At 66.2% G+C, this 16,954-nt stretch carries 20 protein-coding genes; 14 read left to right on the forward strand and 6 right to left on the reverse strand.

From position 1 onward, the window contains the following. Positions 1 to 152: 152 nt before the first annotated feature. The 7 genes from AWC18_RS04845 to AWC18_RS04875 all read left to right on the forward strand — a co-directional run bounded on the left by AWC18_RS04845 (position 153) and on the right by AWC18_RS04875 (position 6,395). On the forward strand, positions 153 to 1,805 hold the full coding sequence (locus AWC18_RS04845) for an acyl-CoA carboxylase subunit beta (RefSeq protein WP_085137964.1): 1,653 nt from the start codon (positions 153 to 155) through the stop codon (positions 1,803 to 1,805). A 22-nt stretch (positions 1,806 to 1,827) separates the two neighbouring features. Further along, positions 1,828 to 2,088, forward strand: a complete 261-nt coding sequence (locus AWC18_RS04850; protein WP_064996857.1) for an acyl-CoA carboxylase subunit epsilon — start codon at positions 1,828 to 1,830, stop codon at positions 2,086 to 2,088. Between the two features lie 7 nt (positions 2,089 to 2,095). After that, a complete protein-coding gene (locus AWC18_RS04855; RefSeq protein WP_085137965.1) occupies positions 2,096 to 2,737 on the forward strand; it encodes a Maf family protein in 642 nt (213 codons plus the stop codon). A gap of 80 nt (positions 2,738 to 2,817) precedes the next feature. Then, on the forward strand, positions 2,818 to 3,717 hold the full coding sequence (locus AWC18_RS04860) for a sulfurtransferase (protein WP_085137966.1): 900 nt from the start codon (positions 2,818 to 2,820) through the stop codon (positions 3,715 to 3,717). A gap of 8 nt (positions 3,718 to 3,725) precedes the next feature. Continuing rightward, positions 3,726 to 4,142, forward strand: coding sequence for a SufE family protein (locus tag AWC18_RS04865; RefSeq protein ID WP_064996854.1), 417 nt, complete (start codon positions 3,726 to 3,728; stop codon positions 4,140 to 4,142). A 91-nt stretch (positions 4,143 to 4,233) separates the two neighbouring features. Beyond that, positions 4,234 to 6,027: an acetyl/propionyl/methylcrotonyl-CoA carboxylase subunit alpha gene (locus tag AWC18_RS04870; RefSeq protein ID WP_064996853.1), complete on the forward strand. Its 1,794-nt coding sequence runs from the start codon at positions 4,234 to 4,236 to the stop codon at positions 6,025 to 6,027. 5 nt (positions 6,028 to 6,032) lie between these two features. After that, entirely contained in the window at positions 6,033 to 6,395 is a 363-nt protein-coding gene (locus AWC18_RS04875; RefSeq protein WP_082960961.1) for a GNAT family N-acetyltransferase, read from the forward strand. On the opposite strand, the gene AWC18_RS21410 is transcribed toward AWC18_RS04875, so the two are convergent. Together AWC18_RS21410 and AWC18_RS04880 are read right to left on the reverse strand one after the other, a co-directional pair. Then, complete coding sequence (locus tag AWC18_RS21410; RefSeq protein ID WP_133054979.1) at positions 6,342 to 6,626, reverse strand: hypothetical protein; 285 nt, start codon at positions 6,624 to 6,626, stop codon at positions 6,342 to 6,344. The two genes, AWC18_RS04875 and AWC18_RS21410, sit on opposite strands and share 54 nt — an antisense overlap. Before the next feature lie 90 nt (positions 6,627 to 6,716). Further along, positions 6,717 to 7,700, reverse strand: a complete 984-nt coding sequence (locus AWC18_RS04880) for a TIGR03557 family F420-dependent LLM class oxidoreductase (protein WP_085137967.1) — start codon at positions 7,698 to 7,700, stop codon at positions 6,717 to 6,719. 81 nt (positions 7,701 to 7,781) lie between these two features. Here AWC18_RS04880 and AWC18_RS04885 point away from each other — a divergent pair, with 81 nt between their 5' ends. Together AWC18_RS04885 and AWC18_RS04890 are read left to right on the forward strand one after the other, a co-directional pair. Next, positions 7,782 to 8,792 carry an iron-containing redox enzyme family protein gene (locus AWC18_RS04885; RefSeq protein ID WP_064996850.1) on the forward strand — a complete coding sequence of 337 codons (1,011 nt, stop codon included), beginning with the start codon at positions 7,782 to 7,784 and terminating at the stop codon, positions 8,790 to 8,792. A 192-nt stretch (positions 8,793 to 8,984) separates the two neighbouring features. Then, on the forward strand, positions 8,985 to 9,422 hold the full coding sequence (locus AWC18_RS04890) for an STAS domain-containing protein (RefSeq protein ID WP_082960960.1): 438 nt from the start codon (positions 8,985 to 8,987) through the stop codon (positions 9,420 to 9,422). A 4-nt stretch (positions 9,423 to 9,426) separates the two neighbouring features. Here AWC18_RS04890 and AWC18_RS04895 read toward each other — a convergent pair whose 3' ends face one another. Beyond that, positions 9,427 to 11,574, reverse strand: a complete 2,148-nt coding sequence (locus tag AWC18_RS04895) for a catalase (protein WP_109559991.1) — start codon at positions 11,572 to 11,574, stop codon at positions 9,427 to 9,429. A 79-nt stretch (positions 11,575 to 11,653) separates the two neighbouring features. On the opposite strand from AWC18_RS04895, the gene AWC18_RS04900 reads away from it, so the two are divergent. Next, positions 11,654 to 12,343 (forward strand): HAD family hydrolase, encoded by a 690-nt coding sequence (locus tag AWC18_RS04900; protein ID WP_085137969.1) that lies wholly within the window; start codon positions 11,654 to 11,656, stop codon positions 12,341 to 12,343. A 51-nt stretch (positions 12,344 to 12,394) separates the two neighbouring features. Here the strand turns inward: AWC18_RS04900 and AWC18_RS04905 are convergent, their stop codons facing one another. Both AWC18_RS04905 and AWC18_RS04910 read right to left on the reverse strand, forming a co-directional pair. After that, positions 12,395 to 12,808 (reverse strand): ChaB family protein, encoded by a 414-nt coding sequence (locus AWC18_RS04905; protein ID WP_064996847.1) that lies wholly within the window; start codon positions 12,806 to 12,808, stop codon positions 12,395 to 12,397. Positions 12,809 to 12,889: 81 nt separating this feature from the next. Then, on the reverse strand, positions 12,890 to 13,393 hold the full coding sequence (locus tag AWC18_RS04910) for a universal stress protein (RefSeq protein WP_085137970.1): 504 nt from the start codon (positions 13,391 to 13,393) through the stop codon (positions 12,890 to 12,892). 195 nt (positions 13,394 to 13,588) lie between these two features. Between AWC18_RS04910 and AWC18_RS04915 the strand changes: the two genes are divergently transcribed. From AWC18_RS04915 to AWC18_RS04925, 4 genes are all read left to right on the forward strand, one after another. Continuing rightward, positions 13,589 to 13,822: a hypothetical protein gene (locus AWC18_RS04915; protein ID WP_076047347.1), complete on the forward strand. Its 234-nt coding sequence runs from the start codon at positions 13,589 to 13,591 to the stop codon at positions 13,820 to 13,822. Positions 13,823 to 13,837: 15 nt separating this feature from the next. After that, the gene (locus tag AWC18_RS21595) at positions 13,838 to 13,993 is read left to right on the forward strand and encodes a DUF6131 family protein (protein ID WP_165607192.1); all 156 of its coding nucleotides are present in this window, start codon (positions 13,838 to 13,840) and stop codon (positions 13,991 to 13,993) included. A 96-nt stretch (positions 13,994 to 14,089) separates the two neighbouring features. Beyond that, positions 14,090 to 15,046, forward strand: a complete 957-nt coding sequence (locus AWC18_RS04920) for an anti-sigma factor RsbA family regulatory protein (RefSeq protein ID WP_085137971.1) — start codon at positions 14,090 to 14,092, stop codon at positions 15,044 to 15,046. Between the two features lie 192 nt (positions 15,047 to 15,238). Beyond that, entirely contained in the window at positions 15,239 to 15,883 is a 645-nt protein-coding gene (locus AWC18_RS04925; protein WP_272937684.1) for an MEDS domain-containing protein, read from the forward strand. A gap of 573 nt (positions 15,884 to 16,456) precedes the next feature. On the opposite strand, the gene AWC18_RS04930 is transcribed toward AWC18_RS04925, so the two are convergent. Continuing rightward, positions 16,457 to 16,879 (reverse strand): Hsp20/alpha crystallin family protein, encoded by a 423-nt coding sequence (locus AWC18_RS04930; RefSeq protein WP_076047383.1) that lies wholly within the window; start codon positions 16,877 to 16,879, stop codon positions 16,457 to 16,459. Positions 16,880 to 16,954 lie beyond the last annotated feature (75 nt).

Below are 16,954 nucleotides of genomic sequence, written 5' to 3' on the forward strand. Positions count from 1 at the left end.
CCCAAACCCTGCCCCCACCCCACCACGACAAAGGCCAACCCCGCACCAACCACTACCACCACCCCGAGCGGCTACTACAGGAAAGCGACGACGACGTGCCCTAGCCGGTCCGGTCGGGTGTTCTGAGGACCCACACTTTAAGATCGTTTCTTATGACCAGTGTTACTGAGCACTCCGGTGAGGCCCACGTAGAGGCGCAAGCCGAGCATGTCGTCGACATACACACCACCGCGGGCAAGCTCGCCGACCTCAAGCGTCGGACCGAGGAGACCCTGCACCCGGTCGGTGAGGCCGCCGTCGAGAAGGTGCATGCCAAGGGCAAGCTGACTGCTCGGGAACGTGTCTACGCCCTGCTTGACGAGGGCTCATTCGTCGAACTCGATGCGCTGGCCAAGCACCGCAGCACCAACTTCGGCCTGGCCGAGAAGCGTCCGCTCGGCGATGGTGTGGTGACCGGCTACGGCACCATCGACGGCCGCGAGGTCTGCATCTTCAGCCAGGACGCCACCGTGTTCGGCGGCAGCCTCGGCGAGGTCTACGGCGAGAAGATCGTCAAGGTCCAGGAGCTGGCCATGAAGACCGGCCGGCCGCTGATCGGAATCAACGACGGTGCCGGTGCCCGCATCCAGGAGGGTGTGGTCTCGCTGGGCCTCTACAGCAAGATCTTCCACAACAACATCCTCGCCTCCGGCGTGATCCCGCAGATCTCGCTGATCATGGGCGCGGCGGCCGGCGGTCACGTGTACTCCCCCGCCCTGACCGACTTCATCGTGATGGTCGACCAGACCAGCCAGATGTTCATCACCGGCCCCGACGTGATCAAGACCGTCACCGGTGAGGACGTCACCCAGGAGGAGCTGGGCGGCGCCCACACCCACATGGGCAAGTCCGGCACCGCGCACTACGTCGCCTCGGGCGAGCAGGACGCATTCGAGTATGTCCGCGACCTGCTGAGCTACCTGCCGCCCAACAACTACGCCGACCCGCCGCACTTCCCGGTGGCGGTGCCCGAGGGTTCCATCGAGGACAACCTCACCGCCGAGGATCTCGAGCTCGACACGTTGATCCCGGACTCGCCGAACCAGCCGTACGACATGCACGAGGTCATCACCCGGATCCTCGACGACGACGAATTCCTGGAAGTTCAGGCCGGATACGCGCAGAACATCATCGTGGGCTTCGGCCGTATCGAGGGCCGCACGGTCGGGATCGTGGCCAACCAGCCCACCCAGTTCGCCGGCTGCCTGGACATCAACGCCTCGGAGAAGGCCGCCCGGTTCATCCGGACCTGCGACTGCTTCAACATTCCGATCGTGCTGCTGGTCGACGTGCCCGGGTTCCTGCCCGGTACGGAGCAGGAGTACAACGGCATCATCCGGCGCGGCGCCAAGCTGCTCTACGCCTACGGCGAGGCCACCGTCGCCAAGATCACCGTGATCACCCGCAAGGCGTACGGCGGCGCGTACTGCGTGATGGGGTCCAAGGAGATGGGCGCGGACGTCAACGTGGCCTGGCCGACGGCCCAGATCGCGGTGATGGGCGCCTCCGGAGCGGTCGGGTTCGTCTACCGCCAGCAGCTCAACCAGGCCGCGAAGAACGGCGACGACGTCGACGCGCTGCGCCTGCAGCTCCAACAGGAGTACGAGGACACGCTGGTCAACCCCTACGTCGCCGCCGAACGGGGCTACGTCGACGCGGTGATCCCACCGTCGCACACCCGCGGCTACATTGCGACGTCGCTGCGGCTGCTCGAGCGCAAGATCGTCCAGCCACTGCCCAAGAAGCACGGAAACATTCCCCTGTGAGTGCAACGAGCGGAGCAAGCTTGTGAGCGAAGAGACCGAAGCGACCACGGCGGTCGAGGAGACTCCGGTGGCCGCCGAGCCGCTCATCAAGGTGCTGCGGGGCAACCCCACCGACCACGAGATCGCGGCGCTGGTCGCGGTGCTCGGTGCGGCCGGTGGCGCGAGCGCCGGATCCGAGAAGCGGGACCGCAACATGTGGGGCCACCCGGTCGACAAGCTGCGGATGCCGCTGTTCAGCTGGCAGCGGATCACCCTGCTGGAGCGCACCCACATGCGTCGGTGACCCGGCGGTGACGCGGCTGGTCCTCGGCTCGGCCTCCTCAGGCCGGCTGGCGGTCCTGCGCGGCGCCGGGATCGACCCGTTGGTGGTGGTGTCGGGGGTCGACGAGGACGCCGTTATGGCCGGCCTGCCCGCCGATGCCTCCCCGGATGCCGTGACCGGCGCTCTGGCAGCCGCGAAGGCCGCAGAGGTCGCCGCCACACTGCAGCCTCCGGTGAGCACCGATTGTGTGGTGATCGGCTGCGATTCCATGCTCTACATCGACGGCGAGCTGTGCGGCAAGCCGCCGACGGTCGATGAGGCCCGCAACCGCTGGCGAGCGATGGCAGGCAATTCCGGCGAGCTGTACACCGGCCACAGCCTGATCCGGTTGCGCGACAACGAGATCACCCATCAGATCACCGAGACCGCCGTCACCACAGTGCGTTTCGGCAACCCGGACGACGACGATCTGGAGGCTTACCTGGCCAGCGGCGAGCCACTGCGAGTGGCCGGCGGATTCACCCTGGATGGCCTGGGAGGCTGGTTCGTCGACGGCGTCGACGGCGATCCCTCCAGCGTCATCGGGATCAGCCTGCCGATGCTGCGACGGTTGCTGCGCCCGGCCGGGCTCTCGGTCGCTGCGCTATGGGCGGCCAACCCGGTCACCTGACCCCGATCTGGTCCACCTGCCGCCGAAGGATTTCCGGCTCCGGAGTGGCACAACGGTTACCGACCGGTAGGCTCGGCTTCGTGCCAGTGCCTGCTGATCCCGCCCCCTCCCTGCAGTCCTACGCTCACCCGGAACGGTTGGTGACAGCCGACTGGCTCGCGGGCAATCTGGGTAGGCCCGGCCTGGTCGTGGTGGAGTCCGATGAGGATGTCCTGCTCTACGACATCGGCCACATTCCGACCGCCGTCAAGATCGACTGGGTCACCGATCTCAACGACTCCCCCGTCCGCGACTACATCACCGGCGAGCAGTTCGCCGACCTGATGAATCGCAAGGGCATCTCCCGCGACGACACCGTGGTGATCTACGGCGACAAGTCCAACTGGTGGGCCGCCTACGCGCTGTGGGTGTTCACCCTGTTCGGCCACGAAGACGTGCGACTCCTCGACGGCGGACGCGACCTGTGGGTCTCCTCGGGCCGCGAGACAACGCTGGAGGTGCCGTCGAAGACCACGAGCGGCTACCCCGTCGTTCAGCGCAACGACGCCCCCATCCGGGCCTATAAGGATGACGTGCTGGCCAATATCGGCAAGGTGCCGCTGATCGACGTTCGCTCGCCGCAGGAGTACACCGGTGAGCGCACCCACATGCCGGACTACCCGGAGGAGGGTGTGCTGCGAGGCGGCCATATCCCCACCGCGGTCTCGGTGCCGTGGAGCAAGGCGGCCGATGACGCCGGCCGGTTCCGCAAGCGCGAGGAACTCGAAGAGCTCTACGGTTTTCTCAAGCCCGGGGATAACCCGATCGCCTACTGCCGCATCGGTGAACGCTCCAGCCACACCTGGTTCGTTCTGACCCACCTGCTCGGCCTCGAAGGCGTCCGCAACTACGACGGCTCCTGGACCGAGTGGGGCAACACCGTGCGGGTGCCCATCGTTGACGGCCCCGAACCGGGTCCGGCCCCTGCCGGGGCGGTCTGAGGCGGCTGATGAGCCTGCCGGAGGGACTGGCCCAGGTGGTGTCCGACTTCGCCGAAGTCGAAGGCCAGGACAAGCTCAAGCTGCTGATCGAGTTCGCCGACGAGCTGCCCGATCTGCCTGATGAACTGACCGAATCCGCCATGGAACCGGTACCGGAGTGCCAGTCGCCGTTGTTCCTGCACGTCGACGCCTCCGACCGGCAGAAGGTGCGGCTGTATTTCAGCGCACCTCCGGAGGCCCCGACGACGCGCGGCTTCGCCTCGATCTGGGCTGCCGGCCTCGACGGCCAGCCGGCCGACGCCATCTTGGACGTGCCGGAGGATTTCGCCTACCAGCTGGGGCTGGCCGAGCTGATCAGCCCGTTGCGCCTGCGGGGCATGTCGGCCATGTTGACCCGCATCAAGCGGCATTTGCGCGCCGCGTAAGGGGCACTGGAACAGGTTCAGTGGTCGCGCTTTACACTGCCTGAAGCTAGATTCTTAAAGACATTTCTTATACATGCCATCAGGAGGGCCAGTGGCGAACCATGCCAGCTCGAAGATCTCCAAGGTGCTCGTCGCCAATCGCGGGGAGATCGCAGTCCGGGTGATCCGCGCCGCGCGCGACGCCGGATTGGCCAGCGTGGCGGTGTACGCCGAGCCCGACGCCGATGCGCCGCACGTCCGGCTCGCCGACGAGGCTTTCGCCCTGGGCGGGCAGACCTCGGCCGAGTCCTACCTGGTGTTCGAGAAGATCCTCGACGCCGCGGCGCAGTCCGGCGCCAATGCCATTCACCCCGGGTATGGCTTCCTCTCCGAGAACGCCGACTTCGCCCAGACTGTCATCGATGCCGGGCTGATCTGGATCGGGCCGAGCCCGCAGTCGATCCGTGACCTCGGCGACAAGGTCACCGCGCGGCACATCGCCGCCCGCGCCAAGGCTCCGCTGGTGCCCGGCACCCCGGACCCGGTCAAGGACGCCGACGAGGTGGTGGCCTTCGCCAAGGAGCACGGTGTGCCGGTGGCGATCAAGGCTGCGTTCGGCGGCGGCGGCCGCGGCATGAAGGTGGCGCGCACCCTCGAAGAGATTCCCGAGCTGTTCGAGTCGGCCACCCGTGAGGCGATCGCGGCCTTCGGTCGCGGCGAATGCTTCGTGGAGCGTTACCTGGACAAGCCGCGCCACGTCGAGGCTCAGGTCCTCGCCGACCAGCACGGCAACGTCGTCGTCGCGGGCACCCGCGACTGCTCGCTGCAGCGCCGCTTCCAGAAGCTGGTCGAGGAGGCTCCGGCCCCCTTCCTGACCGACGCGCAGCGCAAGGAGATCCACGAGTCCGCCAAGCGGATCTGCAAGGAGGCCGGCTACTACGGCGCCGGCACCGTGGAGTACCTGGTGGGCCAGGACGGCCTGATCAGCTTCCTGGAGGTCAACACTCGCCTGCAGGTGGAACACCCGGTCACCGAGGAGACCTCGGGTATCGACCTGGTGCGTGAGCAGTTCCGGATCGCCAACGGCGAAGCACTGGACATCACCGAGGACCCGGAGCCGCGCGGCCACTCGATCGAGTTCCGGATCAACGGCGAGGACGCCGGTCGCGGCTTCCTGCCCGCCCCCGGCCCGATCACCCGCTTCGACGCGCCGACCGGCCCCGGCATCCGGGTGGACTCCGGTGTGGAGAGCGGGTCGGTGATCGGCGGCCAGTTCGACTCGATGCTGGCCAAGCTGATCGTCACCGGCGCAACCCGCACCGAGGCCCTTGAGCGCGCCCGCCGCGCCCTGGACGAGTTCCACGTGGAGGGGCTGGCCACGGTCATCCCGTTCGACCGCGTGGTGGTCCGCGACCCGGCCTTCATCGGCGATGAGAACGGATTCACGGTCCACACCCGCTGGATCGAGACCGAGTTCGAGAACAACATCGAGCCCTTCACCAGCGGTGAGCCCCTCGACGACGAGGACCCCCAGCCGCGGCAGAAGGTGGTCGTCGAGGTCGGTGGCCGGCGCCTCGAGGTGTCGCTGCCGGGTGACCTCGCGCTGGGCGGTGCGGGCGGCGGCGCTGCGGGAGCAATCCGCAAGAAGCCGAAGGCCCGCAAGCGTGGCGCCCACGGCGGCGCGGCCGCGTCCGGTGACGCCGTGACCGCGCCCATGCAGGGCACCGTGGTGAAGGTGGCCGTCGAGGAGGGCCAGGAGGTCGCCGCGGGTGACCTGGTCGTCGTCCTGGAGGCCATGAAGATGGAGAACCCGGTCACCGCTCACAAGGACGGTGTCATCACCGGTCTGTCGGCCGAGGCCGGATCGGCGATCACGCAGGGCACCGTGCTCTGCGAGATCAAGTAGGAGCCATCGAACCCGTCGAGATCAACGCCGGCCCGTGGTATCTGCGGATGCCACGGGCTGACGAACGGGTCGACGATCGGTCAGCCCTGGCCGATCTGGGCGAAACGGACCCGGACTATGTCGCGAAGGCTGCCGCAGGTTGGGCCGACGACTCGCGCTATCTGTGGGCAGTCTGCGAGCCGACGACGGGCGAGTTGCTGGCTGAGGTGACGCTGACTCCGGCCTCGGGCGAGATCACCAGTCGTTACCGGACCGGTCATGGCCAGGCAGCGACGACCGGTGCACAGGCGGTGTCCCGGTTCGCTGCCGGCGCGTTAGGTCTGACGCCGGTGATGACCGGCGTGGGTGGTGCGGTTACGCCCGATTAAAACCCAGGTCAAGCCGCTGGTAGCCAACACTAGGACGGCGATCCCGAAGCCCAGCGTCCAGCCGCTGTCCTGCTGCGCCGCAGCAATCATGAAGCCCATCAATGACAGTGCCGCCATCAGCAGCAGGCCCAAGCCCGGCAACTCACGACGGTCCTTGAACACCAGTCCGACCCGCGGTTGCGTGGTGCGCCTCTGATCGATTCCCTCGTCGGTGTCGCTCACGTCACTCATGAGGCCTGAATACCCTCGGCGTGTCGAACCGAAACCCTCACGCTATGGTGCCGACCTGCTTCACCCGACTCCGTGCCCTCGCGGTCGCCGTCAGGCTGCGTCACGCAGCGCCGCCAACAGCGGTTCCGCGGCTTCTTTGAGGAAGGCCTCTTGGGTCTCCCCGCCGATCTGGATGAGCGCTACGTCGGTGAATCCTGCCTCTCGGTAGGCGCCGACCGCGTCGACGATCGCGTCCAGGTCCGGCCCGCACGCAATGGCACCGGCGACATCGGACGGCTGAACGTAGCGGGTTGCGGCCGCAAACGCAGCCGGTGTCGGCAACTCGGCGTTGACCGACCAGCCGCCGCCGAACCAGCGGAACTGCCGGTGGGCACGCTCTATCGCCTTCTCCCGGTCGGGATCCCAGCACACCGGCACCTGCCCGATGACGCGCCCAGGCTCCAGCCCCGCCGCCTGCCGTGCGGCATGCCAGGACTGGACCAGATCTGGGTCGGGCTGCACCGCGATCAGGTGATCGGCGGCCGCGGCGAATCTGTCGACGCCCTTGGGGCCCGACATGGCCACGGCGAGCGCGACCGGGATCTCCGGAAGATCCCACAGCCGGGCCTGGTCGACCTGGAAATAGTCGCCGTCGTGGTCGACCGTCTCCCCCATCAGCAGTTCCCTGATGATCTTGATGGCCTCACCGAGCATGGCCTGCCTGCGCGCTGCGTTCGGCCAGCCTGCTCCCGTCACGATGTGTTCGTTGAGGTTCTCCCCACTGCCCAGCCCCAGGGTGAACCGGCCCTCGGCCAGAATCTGCACCGTGGCAGCCTGCTGGGCCACAATCGCCGGGTGGTAGCGCATCGTCGGACAGGTCACGAAGCTGTACAGACCCAGCTCCCGGGTGGCGTGGGCAACCGCGCCGAGCAGCGCCCACGCGTTGGGAGCGTGGCCCTGCGATGCCAGCCACGGCGAGAAGTGATCGCTGCACACCGCGAAGTCGAAACCGCGTTCCTCCGCGGCGACGGCGTAGCCGACCAGCTCAGCGGGCCCGTTCTGTTCGGTCATCAGGGTGTAGCCAAAGCGTGTCATGCTGCGGGAATACCCCACGGTCGGCCACCGAAACGGCGGGGCGCCGTTTGGCGTGACCCGGTTCAGGGGTATCCGCAGAGCGTGCGCACCGCAACGATCCACACCGAACCTCGTCTTCCCGCCGCGTGCGGGCCCCTGTCCGCGGCCGTCTGCGGTCTTTTGCGCCAACCCGTCGGCGCCGCCCATGAGGTGGTCATCCCACCGACCATCGAGGCCGACCCCTATGGCCGCGACCTGCAACTGGCGCTGTATGTCTGCTACGAGTTGCACTACCGCGGGTTCGCCGACGTGGACCCGGAGTGGGAATGGGACACCACCCTGCTCGGACTGCGGACCCAACTCGAAAACACATTCCTCGAGCGTGTCCGCCGCGACGTCGGAGCCATTGAGCCGGATGCGACCGCCGTCGCCGAGATGGACGCCGCGGCCACCGAGCCCGTGCGCGGCACCGGGCCCTCGTGGTATCTGCGCGACCACGGCACCTGGGAGCAGGCCCGCGAGTACTTCGTCCACCGATCGCTCTATCACCTCAAGGAGGGCGATCCGCACGCGTGGATCATCCCGCGCCTGACCGGTCAGGCCAAGGCGTCGTTTGTGGCCGTCGAATTCGACGAATACGGCGCCGGGCAGGGGCCTCGGCTGCACCAGCAGCTCTTCGCCGACCTGCTCACCGCTGCCGGACTGGATGCCGGGTACCTCGCCTACCTCGACGTGGTCCCGGCCGAGTCGCTGGCGGTGGTCAATCTGATGTCGCTGTTCGGGCTGCATCGCCGCTGGCGCGGTGCGGCCGCCGGCCATTTCGCCGCCACCGAGATCACCTCCCCTCCCGGCTCGAGCCGGCTGGTTGCGGCGCTGCGGCGGATGGGGGCCCCGGAGCCGTGCGTGACCTTCTACGCCGAGCACGTCGAGGCCGACGCAGTCCATGAACAGGTGGTCCGAACCGACGTGATCGGCGATCTGTTGGACCGCTCTCCGCAGCTGGAGACCGATGTCGTCTTCGGTATGCGAGCTCTCGACGTGGTGGAAGGACGGCTCGCCGAGGTGATGACATCGGCATGGTCAGCGGGACGCTCGTCGCTGCTTGCAACCTGAAAGCTAAGGTTTCACTGGGATTCTCCAGAAATCGTCGGCACCCTCTTGGCTTGCCGCGCAGTTCTGGTAACGTTTGGATCCTCCGGTTGAGCTCACAGCCGCAGTGAAGCGTCACCGTTCTCAATGCAGCCCGTATGTTGATTACGTTGGCGCGATCCACAGCACGATTCGTCGACTGATGGAGTCACAGATATGTCGAGCACCATGTTTTCTCAGAACGCTTTCGCCACTCCCGCAACGGAAGCCACTCAAGTCTGGCGGAGTCACACCGCCAAATTCACTGTCCACTGGGGGCGGACCGGAGCCGTCGTCGCCGTAGAGGGGGAGATCGACGCGGCTAATGCCACCCCCTTCGCCGAGTACGCCAAGCGCTGCGCCGAGTGCTGCGAATGGCTGGTGGTGGATCTCTCTGAACTGACATTCATTGGGACCACCGGTTTTTCGGCTCTGCAGTCGATCACCGCGCAATGCTCCAGCACGCAGACCGAGCTGAAGGTGGTCCCGAGTCCCGCACTGTCGACCTTGCTGCGGATCTGCGATCCGCACGCTCGACTTCCGTTGGTGGACTCGCTGACGGACGCGCTGGCCGAGGTTCAGCGGTCCGGCCGGCCGCTTCGCCTGGTGCCGTGATCATCTAGGCAGGAACCGCGTCGGCATCGCGGTTCCACGCGCGGTGCCCGGCGAGTGCGGCGGCGAACGCGCCGAAGAACTCGTCACCTAAGTCATCAGCCGCGGCCGTCGTCGTCACCACACCGGAGGCGACGACGACCGCGGTGTCTTCGGCCGGCCGCTCAGCGACACCGGCCTTGGGCAACAGATCGACGCCCGCGCCGAACGCACCGATCACCTTGAGATGTTTGTAGGCCTCGGTGATGAAGTGCATCGCGTACCCGTCGCCGGCCAGCGTCTGCACAGCGTCGGGTCCGCACGGCACGACCACTGCGTCGTAGAGCACCGACGCCATCGTGGTGAAGGCCCGGTCGACTTTCAACCGGCCACCGGAGCCGCCGGTGAGTTCACCGCCGGCGATGGGCGCCAGCACTTCGGCGACCGCACCGCGTTCTCGCATCGCTGCCACAAACCGTTGCACGCCCACGACGTCCACCCCGTCGGCGGCCAGCACCGCGATCTTGCGGCTTTCGATACCGGGCGCCTCCTGGGTTGCGGGGGTACCGGCATCGCTGAATTGCGAGAGGGCCGGTGACAGCACGACCTCATCGACGGGCTGTTCTTCGGGTGTGGCCAGGCCCAGCTTCTCGGCCACCTGCCGCGCCAGGTCATGGTCGACTGAGTTGAGCTGTTCGACGGTGCGCTCCCGGATCTCGACGCTTTCACATTTCCCCAGCTCAAAAGCGTAGGCGGCGACGATATGCTTCGCCTCGACCTCGGTCATGCTGCGGTAGAACATCCGGGCCTGACTGTAGTGATCCTCGAAGCTCGCGGCGCGCTTACGGAGCTTGGCCCCGTCCAACTTCTGGGTGTAATGCCGGAACACTCCCTCGTCGGCCAGGGCCGGGCAGCCGCCCCCGAGCGAATTCTTGTGGTAGCTGGTCTTGCCCCGCGGTATCGCGTGTTGGCTGTAGCCGTCGTGCTGGTTGTTGCGCACCGGCGCCACCGGACGGTTGACCGGCAGCTGAGCGAAGTTCGGTCCGCCGAGCCGGATCAACTGTGTGTCCAGGTAGGAGAAGTTGCGCAGCTGCAGAAGCGGGTCGTTGGTGAAGTCGATCCCCGGTACGACGTTGGCGGTGTGGAACGCCACCTGCTCGGTTTCGGCGAAGAAGTTCTCCGGATTGCGATTGAGCACCATCCTGCCCACCGGACGCACCGGGACCTGTTCCTCGGGGATGATTTTGGTGGCGTCCAGCAGGTCGAAGTCGAACGCGAATTCGTCTTCTTCTGCGACCAGCTGGACACCGAGTTCCCACTCCGGGAATTGACCGGCCTCGATGGCGTCCCACAGATCGCGACGGTTGAAGTCGGGGTCCTTGCCGGCGATCTTCTGGCATTCGTCCCAGATCAGCGAATGGACACCCAGCTTCGGCTTCCAGTGGAACTTCACAAACGTCCCTTGGCCGCTGGCGTTCACCAAGCGGAAGGTGTGCACGCCGAAACCCTGCATCATCCGGTAGCTGCGCGGGAGAGCGCGATCCGACATCAGCCACATGATCGCGTGCAGCGTCTCGGGCTGCAGCGACACAAAATCCCATAACGTGTCGTGCGCGGACTGAGCCTGCGGAATCTCGTTGTCCGGCTCCGGTTTCACCGCGTGCACGAAGTCGGGGAACTTGATTCCGTCCTGGATGAAGAACACCGGAAAGTTGTTGCCCACCAGGTCGTAGTTGCCTTGCTCGGTATAGAACTTGGTCGCGAATCCGCGTACGTCACGCACGGTGTCGGCCGAACCGCGCGAGCCCGCCACGGTGGAGAACCGCACGAACACCGGAGTCCTGGTGCCGGGAGTGGTGAGAAAGCGTGCCGCGGTGTACTGCGCAAGCGAGTCGTCGTAGGGCTCGAAGTAGCCGTAGGCACCTGACCCGCGGGCGTGCACCACCCGCTCGGGAATCCGCTCATGGTCGAAGTGGGTGAGCTTCTCCCTGGCGTGGAAGTCCTCCAGCAGAGTCGGCCCGCGCTCACCGACCGTCAGCGCGTCGTCGGTGTGGTCGACGCGCACCCCCTGCTGAGTGGTGAGGTATCCGGTCTGCCGGTCGACCCGGTGATCGTCGAGCTGTCGCTGTTTGCCGTCATGGTCCTCGGTCGCCACAGGTTTTCCTCTCGTCGGCATTTGGGAAGTCCCTGCGTGGGTATCCCGGCAAGGTGATCCGCAAACGGCCAGGACCATCGGTGAAAAGGAGGGAAAAGGCGTGAGTGCCCAATCTGCGGTGTTGTTCGACGTCGACGGCACGCTGGTCGATTCCAACTATCTGCACGTGCACGCCTGGTGTCGCGCGTTCACCGAGCTGAATCTCGAGGTGGAGTCGTGGCGCATTCATCGCGCCATCGGAATGGACGGATCCGCACTGGTGCGGCTGCTGTCCGACGACGCACCCGATGATGTTCGCCGGCGACTCAAAGATCTGCACTCACAGTATTACCTGGAGTCATCGGCCCTGCTGTCGCCGCTTCCGGGCGCCCGAGAACTTCTGGAAAGTATTGCCGCCCTGTACCTTCCGATAGTTCTGGCCACCTCAGCACCTGAGGACGAGCTGGCGGTGCTGCGCAAGGTGCTCGGCTGCGATGATCTGATCACCGCGGTCACGTCGTCGGCTGATGTCGATGTCGCCAAGCCGAATCCGGACATCATCGGGGTTGCGATGGACCGGGTCGGGGCAACGGCGGAGCGTGCCGTATTCGTGGGCGACGCGGTCTGGGACGCCCAGGCCTGTGCGCGCGCCGGGGTCACCAGTATCGGCCTGCTCAGCGGCGGGGTCTCACGCACCGAATTGGAGACGGCCGGTGCGGCCGTCGTTTTCGACAACGCCGAAGATCTGCTGCAGCACCTCGAACAGACACCGATCGCCGGCTTGGCCGACGGGCGAATCCAGCCTGGCTGACTCCACGCTTGACGCTTGGCAGCGCCTTTCGCCCAGCGATCGGTGGGCGCGCTATTTACCGCGGACCCGGCGGTTGTGCTTCTTGATCGCCGTGACCAGTTCAGCTTTCCGCATCGTGGAGCGTCCGTGGATATCCAGCCGCCGGGCGATGTCCAGCAGGTGTTGCTTGCTGGCGTTGGCGTCCACGCCCTCCGCGGTCGGACCGGAATTGTTCGGGCCGCCTCGGGCCGCGCGCTTATCCGACGGGCCGCGCTGCTTCTTGGGTTCCCAGTGGTCCCCAACCTTTTCGAAACTGTGCTTGAGCGCGGCATAGGCGACCCGGTGGGCGCGCTGCTCGCTGCCATACTCCTTGGCGGCGGCATCGTGCGCTTTGGCAAAGGTGCGTTGCGCCTTGGCGCTCGAGCGCTGCAGCGTGCTGGGTAACTCGCTGCGTTTGGCGGTGCCGCTCTTCGTCGTCTTGGGCATGAGACCTCCAATCAGCGACTGTGATCGGGGTTGATTACCCCGTGAACCGACCCGGCAACCCTTTCGGTGTACCCGCGCTTGTCACCAGCCCGACGGGTCGACCTGAACCGCGACGTCCGAGGGCGGTGACGCCGGCTCGTCGCCGTGCCGGACGGCCAACGGGCAGCGGCAGCGCGGCGACAGCTCCGAACCGACCGAGCCGAACAACAGCTGCCGCATCCGTCGCCCGCTCGATCCGATAACGACCAGATCCGCGTGCCGGGAAAACTTTTCGAGCGCGTCCACCGGATCGGTGAACACCACTTTGGTGTTCAGCTGCGCCGGAGCGCCGTCTGAGGCGCTGTCCGTGGCGACCTCGACGGCGTCAGCGACGATCCGTTGCACCCGGCGATGCGGCAATTCGTGTTGACCGAACACGATCCATCGGGCCATCAGGGGCGACAACTGTGTCGACGCCGCGTGCAGAAGGGTCAGTGGCAGCGCGCGGCGTTCCGCCTCCCGGGCGCCCCACCGCACCGCGGCCCGCGATGCCGGCGACCCATCGACACCGACCACGATTCCCACACCTGCTGTGTCCGAAGCCATGGCGGAGGTTAGCCGCAGTGCGGAGCTACCAAACCCTACGCATGCGGGCCTTGCCCGGAGTCTTCTCGGCTGATGTTCCGTCGAAAGCCGCAGTGCACGCTCGGATCAACGATTGGCCGGAACCCTCAAAAAATTGCCAGGTTTCGACACCGCTCGAACGGGGAATTGATCGCTGTACAGATGAATGGAGGACGGATGCGAATCGGTGGATTGGCCGGGACCATTGTGCTGATCTGGCTGCTGATCGGTGTTTTCGCCGCCTGGCAACGCGACTATTTCCATGGCAGCCAAGCCAGCTGTGCAAACGCGGGAACCATCGCCGTCACTACGTTGGCGGGTCCTTTGAACTACCTGGGGTTCAACCCCGTCGTGTCCGATTGCCATTTGCCGCAACCCTCTTCGTTGGGTGCGGTCGGTTTGATTGTGTAAGAGAAAGGGTTAGTGATGATTGCTCTGGGAGTGGTCCTGCTTATTCTGGCGCTGATCTTCAAGATCAACGTCTTGTGGACTGTCGGTGTCATCCTATTGGTTGTCGGCGCTGCATTGTGGATCCTGGGAGCGGTGGGGCGTCCGGTCGCGGGCCGGCGCTACTGGTATTGATCCCGTGCTCGGCACGCCGCCAACAGTCGGGCGTGCCTCGCACACTTCGGGGGCGACTCTGCGGCCTGTTCGCGGTCGATGACAGGGGCACATGCGATGACGGTCAGCGCCGACACTGATCGCGGTTCGTTCAGCCATATTGCGCTGTTCTACCGATCGCCTCAGGAATATCTCGACCACTTGGTGCCGTATGTCGCCGACGCCGTGGCCGCCGGTCAACCGGTGTTAGTTGCGGTTCCCGAACCAAATCTCTCGGCGCTGCGGGATGCCTTGCCGGCGGACACGCGTGAGGCCGTAGTTCTGGCCGACATGAACCGGGTGGGACGCAATCCGGGTCACATCCTGGGAGGTGTGCTGGGCACCTTCGCGGCACGACACCAGACGGGCCCGGTGCGAATGATCGGCGAGCTGGCCTGGAGCAGCCGCACGGAGCTGGAGTATCCGGCCTGTGTTCAGCATGAGGCGCTGGTCAACGAGGCGTTCGCCGACCGCGACATCTCGCTGCTCTGTCCTTATGACTCAACACATCTGGACCCGGACATCCTCGTCGATGCCGAGATCACCCATCCGCGACTGGGCCGGGTCGGGCACCCCGAGTGCACCAGCGACGACTTCGCCCCCGATGCCGCGTGGGAGCGCTACAACGAGCCACTGCCCAGCAGCCCCTCAGCGGCCAGCTATACCCTGCACCGGCTCACCGATCTGGCCGGTGCCCGGCAGTTCTCCGCCAAATACGCCCGCTGGTTCGGATTCGCCGATGCCGGGATCGCGGACCTGCAGTTGATAGTCAACGAGCTGGCATCCAACAGCCTGCAGCATGGGCCGGGCCCCTGCACCCTGTTGCTGTGGGCGGCGGATGACCAATTGATCTGCCAGGTACGCGATGCGGGCCAGTTGACCGACCGATTGGCCGGGCGGAGACCGATCACCAACGGCCACGACCAGGGATACGGCCTGTTCGTGGTCAACGCTACCGCCGACCTGGTGCGTATTCACTCCACAGCGAGCGGGACCACCGTGCAGGCACATCTGCGCATGAGGAAGTCGGCGTGATGAGGGTGTACCGAGCAGATCGATCGGGCGAGTTCGGCCACGTCGGTTGGGGATACCGGGATCCCGCAGAGTTCATGCACCGCGCGGCGGACTACCTCGCGGACGGGCTGAAACTCGATCAGCGAGTCGCCTACGTCGGCGCGGACGATCCCGCCACCACGCGCGCTGCCCTGGCCGCGGCCGGCCTCGGAAGTGGCTCACGCGAGGTGCACGTCAAGACAGTGCCGGAGCACTATCTGTTCCGGGGAGGGGTGGGTCGACGCCGCCCTGATGGCCGAACGTTACGCGGCGGCCGCAGTGGCCGCGGTCGCCGACGGCTTCAGCGGACTTCGGATCGTCGTGGATGTGACACCCGTGGTGCGCACCCCCGCTCAGCGTGACGCTCAGGCGGCCTTGGAATTTCTCGGTGACCGGCGAATCTCTACCCTGCCGGTTGCGGCGATGTGTGGCTACAACGTCGCTGAACTCGGTGACGCGGCGGCCGGCCTGGTTTGTCTGCATCCGGCGGCCGGACCGAGCTCATTGCCTTTCCAACTGTATGCCCAGCCCGCAGGGCGCAACGCGATCGCACTGGCCGGCAATCTCGACGCCGCCGGTGAACCACTGTTGCTCACCACCCTGCAGCGGATTCTGCCGCTACTGCGCCACGACACCCTCGAAATCGATGCTCGGGAGCTGGAGTTCGTCGGGCATCGCCAACTGTGCCTGCTCGACCACTGCTGTGCCGCCCACGGCCGAAAGGCCCTGCTGCGCAGCGATCAAGCTGTCGTACACCGGCTGGTCAACCTTCTGGGCCTGGCCAACGTCCGCGTCGAGACGACGCCGTGTCGTTTGTAGATCAGGTCGACGAGGCCCGCTGCCGGGGAGAGCATTGACAGCAGCGGGGCCCCGCCGCACCTTGCGGTGACCTCGCGCGCGGCCCACCTGTTTGGCTGCCACGTCGGTGGCGATGCGCGCGCAAGCCCGTCTGCGTCGAACACGCTCATTGGTCAGACGTCGGTTTGCGACGCACGAGTCACCGCCCGCTGTCGATCGTGATGGAGCACCACCTCCCTTGCCGGCAAGCACTTGACCAACTCGGCAGCGGCCACGGAGGCGACCGCTGCGTCGGCCACACTCTCCTGTTACGCCGCCGCGTGGCCGGCCGGTGTCGCCGGCCGGCCGGCAGCGGCGCATCACGCCGGCCAAAAGTGATGCCGCATGGGGCGAGCTTCGGGGGGCGAGGCCGGGCGACGGGCAATTCGGTGGTTACCGCGGTCAAGTTCCCGGTATCTGCGGCGGTCAACAGGCGCAGCCATTCGGCGCGCACAATGTTCTCCGCCTCGTCGAGTGCCGCCGCGGTCGCAGTGTCGGTGGTCATTGTGCTCACCTCCTTCACCGGGTAGCAGGCCGCCGCCCGGCCCCTCGCAATCAGGCGTTGATGGCCCGCTCGCCGTGGCCGCTGGCGATCTTGATGCGTCGTGGCTTTGCCTTTTCGGCGACCGGGATGGTCAGCCGCAGCACGCCGTCTTGATAGCTGGCCTGGATCTGGTTGACATCCAGGTTGTCACCGAGGAACAGCTGTCGGCTGAACACTCCGCGCGGCCGTTCGGCGGACACCATCTCGCGGTCTTGGTCCAGCCCGGGACGCTCGGCGTGCACCGTCAGCACGTTGCGCTCGACGTCCAGATTCAGCGAGTCTTCGGCGACCCCCGGCAGGTCGAATTCGACGATGAACTGGTCACCGTCTCGCCAGGCGTCCATGGGCATGACCGCCGGCCGTGCTGCGGTGCCCAGCACCTGCTGGGTCCAGCGGTCGAGATCACGGAACGGGTCGGTACGCATCAACATCATCTCCACCTCCTTGATCTACGGCAGATCATCTATGTCTACCGACACAGATTTTTATATAGCACTTGTGGTACGTTT

Source organism: Mycolicibacter nonchromogenicus (assembly GCF_002101775.1).
GTDB lineage: Bacteria > Actinomycetota > Actinomycetes > Mycobacteriales > Mycobacteriaceae > Mycobacterium > Mycobacterium nonchromogenicum.

Coding starts and splice junctions, on each gene's coding strand:
- AWC18_RS04920 (WP_085137971.1), top strand. CDS start 14,090: ATGACGGTCAGCGCCGACACTGATCGCGGTTCGTTCAGCCATATTGCG.
- AWC18_RS04865 (WP_064996854.1), top strand. CDS start 3,726: ATGAGCCTGCCGGAGGGACTGGCCCAGGTGGTGTCCGACTTCGCCGAA.
- AWC18_RS04880 (WP_085137967.1), bottom strand. CDS start 7,700: ATGACACGCTTTGGCTACACCCTGATGACCGAACAGAACGGGCCCGCT.
- AWC18_RS04910 (WP_085137970.1), bottom strand. CDS start 13,393: ATGGCTTCGGACACAGCAGGTGTGGGAATCGTGGTCGGTGTCGATGGG.
- AWC18_RS21595 (WP_165607192.1), top strand. CDS start 13,838: ATGATTGCTCTGGGAGTGGTCCTGCTTATTCTGGCGCTGATCTTCAAG.
- AWC18_RS04845 (WP_085137964.1), top strand. CDS start 153: ATGACCAGTGTTACTGAGCACTCCGGTGAGGCCCACGTAGAGGCGCAA.
- AWC18_RS04895 (WP_109559991.1), bottom strand. CDS start 11,574: ATGCCGACGAGAGGAAAACCTGTGGCGACCGAGGACCATGACGGCAAA.
- AWC18_RS04905 (WP_064996847.1), bottom strand. CDS start 12,808: ATGCCCAAGACGACGAAGAGCGGCACCGCCAAACGCAGCGAGTTACCC.
- AWC18_RS21410 (WP_133054979.1), bottom strand. CDS start 6,626: ATGAGTGACGTGAGCGACACCGACGAGGGAATCGATCAGAGGCGCACC.
- AWC18_RS04890 (WP_082960960.1), top strand. CDS start 8,985: ATGTCGAGCACCATGTTTTCTCAGAACGCTTTCGCCACTCCCGCAACG.
- AWC18_RS04930 (WP_076047383.1), bottom strand. CDS start 16,879: ATGATGTTGATGCGTACCGACCCGTTCCGTGATCTCGACCGCTGGACC.
- AWC18_RS04915 (WP_076047347.1), top strand. CDS start 13,589: ATGCGAATCGGTGGATTGGCCGGGACCATTGTGCTGATCTGGCTGCTG.